At 50.1% G+C, this 11545-nt stretch carries 11 protein-coding genes; 7 read left to right on the top strand and 4 right to left on the bottom strand.

What is annotated here, in order from left to right; all coding sequences use genetic code 11:
- Positions 1–151 precede the first annotated feature (151 nt).
- Positions 152–787 (top strand): outer membrane beta-barrel protein, encoded by a 636-nt coding sequence (locus AAC007_RS15265; protein ID WP_339677925.1) that lies wholly within the window; start codon positions 152–154, stop codon positions 785–787.
- A 297-nt stretch (positions 788–1084) separates the two neighbouring features.
- Positions 1085–1621 carry a hypothetical protein gene (locus tag AAC007_RS15260; RefSeq protein WP_339677923.1) on the top strand — a complete coding sequence of 179 codons (537 nt, stop codon included), beginning with the start codon at positions 1085–1087 and terminating at the stop codon, positions 1619–1621.
- Between the two features lie 288 nt (positions 1622–1909).
- Here AAC007_RS15260 and AAC007_RS15255 read toward each other — a convergent pair whose 3' ends face one another.
- Together AAC007_RS15255 and AAC007_RS15250 are read right to left on the bottom strand one after the other, a co-directional pair.
- On the bottom strand, positions 1910–2869 hold the full coding sequence (locus tag AAC007_RS15255) for a M48 family metalloprotease (RefSeq protein ID WP_339677921.1): 960 nt from the start codon (positions 2867–2869) through the stop codon (positions 1910–1912).
- Complete coding sequence (locus tag AAC007_RS15250; RefSeq protein ID WP_339677919.1) at positions 2862–3380, bottom strand: BlaI/MecI/CopY family transcriptional regulator; 519 nt, start codon at positions 3378–3380, stop codon at positions 2862–2864. Before AAC007_RS15250 ends, AAC007_RS15255 begins: the two co-directional genes overlap by 8 nt.
- A gap of 38 nt (positions 3381–3418) precedes the next feature.
- On the opposite strand from AAC007_RS15250, the gene AAC007_RS15245 reads away from it, so the two are divergent.
- From AAC007_RS15245 to AAC007_RS15235, 3 genes are all read left to right on the top strand, one after another.
- Entirely contained in the window at positions 3419–5473 is a 2055-nt protein-coding gene (locus tag AAC007_RS15245; RefSeq protein ID WP_339677917.1) for a TonB-dependent receptor, read from the top strand.
- Positions 5474–5619: 146 nt separating this feature from the next.
- Positions 5620–5898 carry a peptidylprolyl isomerase gene (locus AAC007_RS15240; protein WP_339677915.1) on the top strand — a complete coding sequence of 93 codons (279 nt, stop codon included), beginning with the start codon at positions 5620–5622 and terminating at the stop codon, positions 5896–5898.
- A gap of 203 nt (positions 5899–6101) precedes the next feature.
- Complete coding sequence (locus tag AAC007_RS15235) at positions 6102–6404, top strand: hypothetical protein (RefSeq protein ID WP_339677913.1); 303 nt, start codon at positions 6102–6104, stop codon at positions 6402–6404.
- Between the two features lie 212 nt (positions 6405–6616).
- Here the strand turns inward: AAC007_RS15235 and oadA are convergent, their stop codons facing one another.
- Positions 6617–8428: a sodium-extruding oxaloacetate decarboxylase subunit alpha gene (gene oadA / locus AAC007_RS15230; protein ID WP_339677911.1), complete on the bottom strand. Its 1812-nt coding sequence runs from the start codon at positions 8426–8428 to the stop codon at positions 6617–6619.
- A gap of 16 nt (positions 8429–8444) precedes the next feature.
- Positions 8445–9860, bottom strand: coding sequence for an acetyl-CoA carboxylase biotin carboxylase subunit (locus tag AAC007_RS15225; protein ID WP_296436319.1), 1416 nt, complete (start codon positions 9858–9860; stop codon positions 8445–8447).
- Positions 9861–10067: 207 nt separating this feature from the next.
- Between AAC007_RS15225 and AAC007_RS15220 the strand changes: the two genes are divergently transcribed.
- Both AAC007_RS15220 and AAC007_RS15215 read left to right on the top strand, forming a co-directional pair.
- The gene (locus AAC007_RS15220; RefSeq protein ID WP_339677908.1) at positions 10068–11030 is read left to right on the top strand and encodes a LysR family transcriptional regulator; all 963 of its coding nucleotides are present in this window, start codon (positions 10068–10070) and stop codon (positions 11028–11030) included.
- Positions 11031–11214: 184 nt separating this feature from the next.
- Positions 11215–11544 carry a YbjQ family protein gene (locus AAC007_RS15215; protein ID WP_296436317.1) on the top strand — a complete coding sequence of 110 codons (330 nt, stop codon included), beginning with the start codon at positions 11215–11217 and terminating at the stop codon, positions 11542–11544.
- Position 11545: the final 1 nt, after the last annotated feature.

Here is an 11545-nt window from a genome sequence, read left to right as displayed (position 1 = left end):
AACGAGAAGATTTACTCGCTGCGTGAAAGGATTGCACTTATTACTTGAAACCGCGGAAGATTAATCAAATCTAAATTTCAATATTGTTTTTTCGTTCTAGTAGACCTATATTGCTATCAATAAATATTGCTTTCATAGCTAGATATGATTTTTGATAATTGACAACAAAGGACGCGATAAAATGCATGGAATGCTTCGTTTAACATCTGCAGTGGTGTTTTTATTGACATCGCTTACCGCTTTTGCAAAAACTAATTCAAGCCACCCCGAAAAACCCGTTATTCGCGGCATAGTGACGTCGGCCATCACTCACGGTGGTGATGACATCGCAAAAGTGCAGTTTAAAAATGCCGACAGCGAAAAAATAAAAGCGGGCGACCTGCTTATGATTGGTGGCGGCATTCTCATTTCACCGCCCCAAAGCCTATTTTCCGTACAGCTAACTGTAAATTATTATTTTGATTCAATCATCGCAAAGAATGGTGATGCCAGCTTTGATCGATATCCGGTAGAACTCCTCGTTTTTGTCAATCCGGGACGCCATCGGGTCGGCGCTGGCATCACAGAACATTTCTCCCCACGCGCTGAACTTGACTTCGATGGTCAAGAAAAGTCATCTGCTAAATTTGACGACGCTACAGGACTCATACTTCAGTATGACTATAAGTTGACTGACGACCTTTTCCTTGGGCTTCGTTATACCGCCATTACCTACACAGCAAGCGATAATCAAGGAGCTGATGTGGACGGAGATAATGTTGGACTAACGGCCCTCTATCAATTCTGAGAGCAACACCCTTAATCATTATTTTCTTTATACCAACAATAATTCAGCGTTTTTACAACACTACTGCCTTCATCCGGACTAATACTAGTAGATTCTCTGAAGTAAATAAAACGTTGGTTAGGGATATATTCCAGCATACACCGAAGGATCGGTTAGAATTTTAAAATAACAATCCTTCTTAACCAAAACCACCATATTCGGAAAAACCGCCTAACATTCCACATTGCATTACCATATTTATAATATAAAACCAATTTTTTAAACCACACTTAAAAACACAAAAAAAAAGGAATTAAAATGAAAAAAATACTTATGTCATTTTTTGTAGCAGCCTTGTTATCTGCATGCGGTACTGCCCATGTGAAAACTGAAGCCGAATCAGCAGATATCCTTAATTATACAAAGATTTATATAAGCAAAGTAGATGTGCATTCTCAGGAGCCGGCGGCAAAAACCAATCAGAAATTACAAGAAAAAATGCTTGAGTGGGAAGGCTTTGCAATGAATGAGCTAGAGACTAACATTGAGAAAAGTCGATATACACTAATTAAATCAATAGATGATACTTCACCAGATGCTTTATCTTTGGAGCTTGATATTGACTTGGTTTATGGCAGCAGAGCAGCGCGCTATTTTGGTGGTTTTGGTGCCGGCAAGGGATCGGTGGATTCCGTGCTTAAAGTAGTTGATCCAAAGACTAAAGAAATAAAGTACTCTGCCGTGGCAAACAGTGATCTATCAGTAGGTGCATTCGGTGGCGATATGGGTGACGTTCTCAAAAGTAATGTTACAAAACTGATTCAACAATACTTCTTATCACCTAGCGCCCAATAGCCACTTTCCGGTGCATACCTGCTGACAGCAACATTACGTTAGCTAGTAGACACCGGTATGCCACTGGCTCTTTTGAATTTTATGGTACAACCATATTAAGTTGCTGGCGGTCTGAGCCGCCATCGAAGATAGGCACCAACGACGTCATGAAATTGATTATCGGCAGAGACTTACTTAAATAAGTAACTGCTCATGCAGAACTTTAAATGGGGTTGTATCAGCAACCCCATTTATACATCCCAGATCGACTACCACACCTCTTCTCTACGGCCCCGAGCGGCCGTTCAATCACCGAGACAAGCACTCAAGCAAAGGGTGGCCAAAATGGATTGCGCTCATTGTGGCGATTAGCCACGAGCAAGCTACGAAGACCGCGGGCTTAACATAGCTTTGCTTTCCCTCTCCCTGTTGCAAATGTAACTCTCTCTGCAACGCGGCAATTCGCTGCTGCCGATGGTGATCCAGGGAATTCATGGGCTTGCTAGCGTCGCCATTACACGTCGCCAAGGTTTCTATAACTTGGGCAAGTTCTGTCACGCCTTTCTCACAGCGCGCAGCAACTAGGTCGCAAATATGCTCACTGTAATTTGAGAAGTTTTGTCTTATGCGCTGCTTGCGACCTCTAGGCCAAGCAATAGTCACCCATTGCAAAACCCACTTACGCAAATTATCACGACGAAAAGCGTGGGTTCGCTCATGAGCAAGGATCAGCCGCAATTGCCGCGTATCCATGACATCGACCAAGCCACTGGACAAAAAAACTTGCGGCTTAAGAAAACCAGCACACCATGCCATATGATGAGGGCTTTCCACGACGAGGTAAGATGCAGAGCCAGCTTCAGACAAACCACTCAATGTTTTTACGTGCCGGCGACTTCGGTGTAACTGTCTGGCCATTAACACAACAAAACCGGACAGCATAAGAACAACCACGAACACAGCGAGAACACCTTCAACGGTATCCGTGGTCATATGAAGAGTGTGTGGCGAACAAATCGCGTCGTGGCAATGCTCGCTAATAAAGGGAAACGCCAGCTCTGGTAGCGACAAAATAATAAGTGCGAAGACCGCTGAAAGCGGCGCCAACAAACTGTATATCAGCGTAAAAAACGATGCTCTCTCAGCTGAAGACTGAGCCATAGAGCGCAGCATTAGCGGGTAAACAAGTGCCAAGCACCAAGACACCGCCAAACTTATAACAGTCCAACCGAAAAGATAATTCCCGATAACCGTGAGCGTATTAGTCATCGCGTTCTGAAGGTAGGCGCTGAATAGCATCACGCATTTCAGAGCAGAGGGGCTCAGATGTCTCCTGATCGATAAACGACATAAAACCGGAAATCATCGGTGCCATTTCACCATCACCAACTTGATCAGCAATTTCCCCCAGCAGCTGGGTAATAACCGCGTTCCTGCTAATGGCTGCGCGATAAAGATAGTAGCGACCGCTCTTTTCCCGAGCCACCAGTCCCTTTCTATAAAGACGCTCCAACGTACTTTGCATCGTACTCAGACTTAAGCTGCTATCGCTTATTGCCTGCAACACGTCCTGTGCCGACAGCACGTCACCCCGCCACAGTATCTTCATGACTTCCAATTCCCGCGCACCCAAGGTTGGCGCTTGCCGATTTTCTCGGCGGTGACGCAATAAGCGTCCCATTTCTGCGGTAAAGGATTTCACAAAAACCGACCCCATATAGGTTTTAACAGTGTGGCGGAGAATAGCGCATTCGACAAAGCGTGTAATTGCCGATGGCATATTCCGTACGCCGTCAATAATAGATATGAGAACATACGATGAAAAGGCTAGGTTGGGTTTTATTAATACTATGTGGCAATCAAGTTATCGCCGCTGAACAAAAAATAGAAACAGTTGAGGTAGAGGGACGACATATTAATCTCGTCGGCGAAGCCGTATCAGCATCAGAGGGTGTCGTCGGCCAGCAGGAAATTTCGCTTCGGCCACTGCTGCGCACCGGAGAAGCACTGGAGCTGGTACCGGGCATGGTCGTGACCCAACACAGCGGCACCGGCAAGGCCAACCAGTATTTTCTGCGCGGATTCAACCTGGACCACGGGACTGACTTTGCCACGTCGGTAGACGGTATGCCCGTCAATATGCGCACCCATGGTCACGGCCAGGGCTATTCTGATCTCAATTTTCTCATTCCCGAAGTCGTGTCCCAGCTAGCCTATAAAAAAGGGGCTTACTACGCTGATGTCGGAGATTTCAGCGGTGCCGGCGGCGCGCAAATCAGCACCACGAGTTCGCTAGAGCAAGGTTTACTCGAGCTCACTTTGGGTGAAGACAACTTTTACCGCGTGCTGGCAATGAACAGCCTGAAAATCGCCGGCGGAACCACCACTGTCGCGGTTGAAGGCAATCGCTATGATGGCCCTTGGTCTGATATCGAAGAAGACCTGGACAAGATAAACGTCTTCCTAAAACACGCCATACCGCTTGAAGACGGCCGGCTTAGTTTCACCATGATGGCCTATGACAACAGCTGGAATAGCGCGGATCAAATTCCCTCGCGCGCGGTAGATCAGGGAATTATTGACGAATTAGGCTCCATCGACAAAACCGTCGGCGGCGAATCAAGTCGCTACAGCCTGAACGCCAATTTGGAGCTTGGCAACTGGATAGGCTCAGCGTATGTCATCGACTACGATCTCAATTTGTGGTCCAACTTCACCTACTTTCTCGACGATGAAACCAATGGTGACCAGTTCGAACAAGTCGACAACCGCACCATCTATGGTGGCCAACTTGCCTACCTGTTAGAGGGCGCATTGGCTGGCCGCACCATGAGTAATAAATTCGGTGGCGACCTGCGGGTGGATGATATCAATGAAGTTGGACTTTATCGCAGCCAAGCGCGTCAGCGACTGGGCGCGATTCGCAGCGACCAAGTAACAGAATCAAGCATCGGCTTGTACTGGGAAAATCGCATCACATGGACTGATTCGCTGCGCAGCGTGCTGGGAGCGCGATACGATTACTATGACTTTGATGTCGACGACAAAACCGGTATTAATATTAATAGTATCGACCTGAGTGACAACGGCGGCACATCAGACGACAGCATTAGCTCTGTAAAAGCCAGCCTGATTTATACCTTTAATGACGAGTGGGAAGGCTATATTTCCGCTGGGCAAGGCTTCCACTCAAATGACGCTCGCGGCACAACGATTCGACTAGATTCAACTGACGGCAGTGTCATCGATAGCGTAGACCCCCTGGTGCGCTCTCTGGGATACGAGTTCGGTGCACGCGGCTTCATCAGCGACCGTATCAACACGTCCATCTCACTGTGGACCTTAGAACTAGATAGCGAACTATTATTTGTCGGCGACGCTGGCAATACCGAGCCTAGTCGCGCGTCAGAAAGAAACGGCATTGAAATCACAGGCTACTACCACTTTACCGACCAGATAAGCCTGGATATCGAGTACGCCTATACGAACTCGAAATTTACTGAATCAGCTCCAGAAGGAAATAAAATCCCCGGCGCCATTAAGAATGTTTTTCAGGCTGGCTTAAATGCTGATTTCAGCAGTGGCTGGTTCGGCAGTCTGCGTGTGCGCCACTTCGGCGAAAGACCCTTGGTAGAAGACGGCTCCGTCAAATCTGACGACAGCACCATTTGGAATCTGCGCGCCGGTTACCGCATGACCAACTGGGTCTTCAAGGCAGATGTTCTCAATCTTAGCGACAGCGACGATCACGATATCGATTATTTTTATGCCTCGCGCTTGGCGAGTGAACCGGCAGGCGTAGCTACCGACGATATCCACTATCACGTCATTGAGCCGCGCACAGTTCGATTCTCAATGGGCTATAAATTCTAATTCAGCCTGCCCTTATGGCGTCTCGGCACCACGAGACGTCACCTTAAGCGACCATAAAAACAGCCGTGGCGATTTCGTAAATCGATACCTGTTCGCCACGGCTTCGCCTGCTATAATTGCCAAAATCATCCAACAAGGACTCATCCATGACCGTCGCTAGCGCACGCCACATCCTGGTAAAGACACAAGACCAAGCCCAAGATTTAAAAAACCAAATTGCCAAAGGCGCTGATTTTGGTGAGCTGGCAAAGAAATTTTCTGATTGCCCATCAGGCAAAAAAGGCGGCGACCTCGGTGAGTTTCGCCCCGGCCAAATGGTAAAACCCTTTGACGACGTGGTCTTCAAAGAATCCGTGTTAGATGTTCACGGCCCTGTGAAAACCCAGTTTGGCTACCACCTGATCCAAACCATTTACCGCAACTAACATTCTATTAGTGGTGGCGCGTAGCGAGGAGCGCAGCCTGCTCTTCGCTAGCAAACTCAATGCTCAATAGATCATCCACCGGAGGCATTGCAGTGAAGCAAACATACACCGGATCATGCCCTTGCCAGAACGTGCACTTCTCACTTCTGCTGCCACTCACTCTGGAAAGCTATCAGGCGCGAAAATGTGATTGCGACTTTTGTATGCAGCGCAATGTGTCTTATTTATCAGACCCTGACGGACAGCTAGATATTTATTCTTCGACCCCATTAGCAAAGAACAGACAGGGCTCAGAGCAAGCGGTGTTTTTAAGTTGCACTCACTGCCAAACATTGATCGCCGCCACCTGTCCTTTTCCCGCCGGACTCAAAGGGGCTATCAATAGCACCCTGATTACAGGTCAAGAACAGCTAAAACCAGCGGTCGATGTTTCACCCAAACAACTGAACAGCGAAGAAAAACTACGTCGTTGGCGCGCCGTCTGGCTTGCCGTCACGATAAATTAACAGTACTTCAATGCATAGAAATTACATCAATACAGCCAGATAACTACTTGATAAAAATAAAAAACCCCGCATTCAATAGTGAAGCGGGGCAAATCGGAGAGAATCAGAGTGTACTGTGTAAATGGGGGCTCACATTGAGCACAGCCCTGACTTGAAATAAATGATAATGGTTATCATTTATAATATCAAGCCCTTCCACGCAAACCAGTAAATTAAACAGCCTCAATCTCTATCAAGACCTCACCCGGTGTCACTCGGTCACCTTTCTTAACAAAAATCTCGATGACTTTACCGGCGATTGGCGCCTGCACTTCGGCTTCCATTTTCATAGCCTCGGTCACTAATACCGCCTGCCCTACTTTCACCGTGTCACCCACGGCAACCAGTACCTCGACGATATTACCCGGCATATTGGTGCTGACATGGCCCGGTTTACTGGCGGACTTGCGACCACTGGCGCCTTCGGCCTTGTACTCATTCAGGGCCTCAAACACCACCTCTTCGGGCATGCCGTCCAGCGTCATATACACATGGCGCTTACCGGCGCCTTTAATGCCCACACCGGTGATGGCGACTTGATAGCTTTCACCGTGTACATCGATAACGAACTCGGTAGGTACACCGCCTTCACTGACTGGTCGAGCTGCCTGCCCGATGGGTTCAAGGACTTCAGGCACCAAAGTGCCCGCTTCGCGCTCGGTCAAGAATGCGCGACCCAGATCCGGGAACATCGCGTAGGTCAGCACGTCTTCTTCTGATTTGGCCAACTCGCCCACTTCCTTGCGAAGTTTTGCCAGCTCGGGAGACAGCAAATCTGCAGGGCGCACATCGATCACATCTTCCGAGCCAATCGCACGAGCGCGCAGATCTTTATCGACCTCGGCCGGCGCCGCACCATAGTGCCCTTGCAAGTACCGTTTCACTTCATTGGTGATTGTCGTGTAGCGCTTGTCGGCCAGAATATTCATCACCGCCTGGGTGCCGACGATTTGCGACGTTGGCGTAACCAGCGGCGGATAGCCGAGGTCTTTGCGCACCGCGGGAATTTCTGCAAACACATCACCAATGCGGTTCAAGGCGCCCTGCTCTTTGAGCTGGTTGGCGAGGTTAGACATCATCCCGCCCGGTACTTGGTTGATCTGCACACTGACGTCTTCGCGGGTAAATTCGCTCTCGAACTGATGGTATTTTTTTCGCACTTCCCAAAGCTGGCTGGCAATGTCTTGCAGGGCTGGCAAATCTAAACCGGAATCCCGCGGTGTGCCTTTTAGGGCCGCCACCATTGTTTCGGTGGCTGGGTGACTGGTGCCATTGGCGAAGGCCGACATGGCGGTATCGATAATATCGATACCCGCCTCAATCGCTTTCAGCTGGCACAAACCGGCGAGGCCCGATGTCATATGGGAATGCAGCGCCAAAGGCACATCAACAGTATCTTTTAGCGCACTGACCAACTCCGATGTCGCCATGGGCGTTAGCAAACCCGCCATGTCTTTAATCGCAATAGAGTCGACGCCCATCGCCACCATGTCCTTGGCTTGTTGAACGAACTTGGCGGTATTGTGAACGGGACTCGTGGTATAGCAGAGCGTGCCCTGCGCGTGCTTGCCTGATTTCTTTACCGCCGCAATCGCAGTCTGTAAATTCCGCACGTCATTCATGGCGTCAAAGACACGGAAAATATCCATGCCGTTGTCAGCAGACTTTTGAATGAAGGCCTCTACCACGTCGTCAGCATAATGACGGTAGCCCAACAGATTTTGGCCCCGCACCAGCATTTGCAATTTGGTATTTGGCAGTGCTTCGCGCAGTTTACGTAGACGCTCCCACGGATCTTCTTTTAGAAAACGCACGCAGGCGTCAAAGGTCGCACCGCCCCAGACTTCTAAAGACCAAAACCCAATAGCGTCCAGCTGGGCGCACACCGGCAGCATATCTTCGGTGCGCAAACGGGTTGCAATCAGCGACTGGTGACCATCGCGCAGCGCAACATCAGTAATCAGAACAGCTTTATCTTGGCTCATCGTCAACTCCTATTTTTTACAGGCCAGCGTGGGCAGCAATGGCAGCAGCCACCGCCAGCGCAATATCTTCAGGACGGCTTTTATCCGAGTACTGTGTCAGTTCGGGGTGGCTTTCTACAAAACTGGTATCGAAATGACCGGAGCGAAAATCCGGGTGTTTTAAAATTTGCTGATAATAGCTCGCGGTGGTTTTCACACCCTGCAAGCGCATATCGTTTAGCGCTCGCACGCCCCTATCCAGCACGTCTTCCCAGGTTAAGCCCCAGACAATCAACTTGAGACACATGGAGTCGAAATACGGCGGAATGGTATAACCGGTGTAAATCGCGGTATCGACCCGCACCCCCGGACCACCGGGCGCATAGTAGCGACTGATTTTGCCAAAACTGGGCAGAAAATCGTTTTTAGGATCTTCGGCATTAACCCGAAACTGCATGGCAAAACCGCGATAGGAAATATCTTGCTGGCGATAGCCGAGCGGCAAACCAGAGGCGATACGAATTTGTTCGCGGACAATATCCACCCCGGTGATCTGCTCGGTGATGGTGTGCTCGACCTGAACACGGGTATTCATTTCCATAAAGTAAATTTGATTATCGGCGAGCAAAAACTCCACCGTGCCGGCGTTTTCATAGCCAACCGCCTCGGCGGCCCGCACCGACATCTCACCGATATAAGCGCGCTGCTCTGGAGTGAGCTGGGGAGACGGCGCAATCTCTATGAGTTTTTGGTTGCGACGCTGGATTGAGCAGTCGCGCTCAAAGAGGTGAATCACATTGCCGTGGCTGTCTGCCAAAATCTGCGCCTCAATGTGGCGCGGATTCACGATGCATTTCTCTAGAAAAACATCAGCGCGGCCAAAGGCCTTGGTTGCCTCCGACACCACGCGGTCGAACTGACGCCGCAAATCCGCCTCGCTGTCGCAGCGCCGAATACCACGGCCGCCACCACCAGACGTTGCTTTTAACATCACCGGATAGCCAATCCCAGCCGCCACCGTCACCGCGTCTTCAACGCCTTTTAAATTCTCTTCTGTACCCGGCGTGACCGGCACACCGGCTGCCGTCATGGCGCGGCGAGCTTCGGTTTTATCGCCCATGCGGCGAATCACCTCTGCGCTGGGGCCGATAAAGGTCACCCCACGCTGGGCGCATATCTCGGCCAACTCGGCGTTCTCTGATAAAAATCCATAACCCGGATGCAAGCCGTCACAGCCGGTCTCCACCGCCAAGGCCACTAATTTACGGGGATTTAAATACCCCTCCAGCGGGTCGGCGCCCACGTTATAGGCCTCGTCGGCGCGCTTAACATGCAGGGAGAAACGGTCGGGCTCGGTATACACCGCCGCCGACCGTATGCCCATCTCGGCACAGGCCCGCACAATTCGCACCGCAATTTCACCGCGGTTGGCGATCAGGATTTTTTTCAACATAGCTGAACTCCCTATTGGGAAGAATGGCTCAGTCCATCGCTGTGGCAATCGCTAAATAGCCATTGCAAAACAACTTCACCGGCGCACAAATCAATACACCTAAAATTACATGCAGCCACCGTACCGAAAAACCTTCTAAATAAAAAATTAATAATTGTTTTGATATGAATAAGTAATTACTTATAGTGGTGCGAACTTGCGCAAAATTTGAGAGCTCAGTATCCCTTGGAAGTCAGCTACCTAAACCGCCTAACCCTCCGCCAGCTGGACGTATTCCTGGCCGTTTGCCAGCACCGCAGCTACTCCAAAGCAGCGCAGCAACTGGCCCTAACCCAGCCTGCGGTCAGCTCGCAAATACGCAGTTTGGAAGATGTCGTCGGCCAAGCGCTGTTTGACTACCTGGGCAAGCAGCTATTCTTAACCTCCGCCGGCGAGCTCATGCAGCGCGCTGCCCGCGATCTCAAGCAGCGTCTGGTGCACCTGGAAATAGAGTTAACTGAACTTCATGGTCGTTTACAAGGCAGTCTCAATATCGCCATAGAATCCAGCGCCGAACAGCTGCTACCAAGTTATATCAATCAATTTTGCCTCCAGCACCCGGACGTCAATATCAGCCTGCACGTGGTTAACCATCAACGCTTGCTGGAGCGCCTGGCAGATAACCTCGATGATTTGGCCATAATGACCCAAGTACCTGAAGGCCGAGCCCTCAGCTACACGCCCTTCGCAGAACACCAATTATTAGTCGTGGCCTCGCCGAACCACCCACTAACACAGCAAAGCGAAAGCCACGGCATCAGCCTTATCCAGTTGCTTGAACATCCCCTGCTGCTGCGCGAACCGGGTTCCGGGAGCCGCCAAATATTCGAATCATTCTGCCGCCAACAAAGCTGTGTGATTCAGTACGTACGCCAGGTGGGCAGCAATCTCGCTATTCGGCAATGCCTGCTCAATGGTGATGGCTGCGCCGTGCTGCCGGCGGCACTGGTCGCGGAAGACATCAGTACGGGCAAACTACGCGAACTTGCCGTAGACGGGTTTCCAATTCGCCGATCTTGGTGCGCCGTGTATCCAAAAGGTAAACACCTAAACCCATTGACCAAGGCCTTTTATGAGTTGCTGCAAACCGGAGGTAACAAACTCTCAGTGCCAGCCACCAGCAAGGCATAGCCCACATCGATCGCTAAAGGGCCCCTAGCCGTCCGCCTGTGGCCGGCAAGAAGTGCAGACTCCGCTTTTAGAAATCCAATATAGACACGTCTACAAAAACAAGGTTTGATAGACCCTAACTACACATCCAAGTCGCAGCATCTTGCAGGTAAGCGCATTAATTTAAATACCAAAGGAACAGGTAATGACCAACATCCTAATCAGCAATATAGAAATCATCCCCGGCAAACGCGTATCTCAGCACCTCGGCTTAGTACTCGGTAGTACTGTTCGCGCCAAACACGCGGGTAAAGACATCTTGGCTGGTTTAAAGAACATCTTTGGCGGCGAACTCGGCGGCTACACCGAATTACTTTCTGAAGCCCGCCAGGAAGCGACGGACCGCATGATCGAGCAAGCCAGGGTAATCGGCGCCAACGCCGTGATCAATGTGCGCTACTCCACGTCCTCTATCGCCGCCGGCGCATCTGAAATATTAGCGTATGGCACCGCTGTTTTTCTCGAGGAAAAATAGC

Source organism: uncultured Zhongshania sp. (assembly GCF_963975605.1).
Taxonomy (GTDB): Bacteria; Pseudomonadota; Gammaproteobacteria; order Pseudomonadales; family Spongiibacteraceae; genus Spongiibacter; species Spongiibacter aquimaris.
The sequence above is the reverse complement of the archived record's forward strand: the minus strand, read 5'-3'. Positions and strand labels throughout refer to the sequence as shown.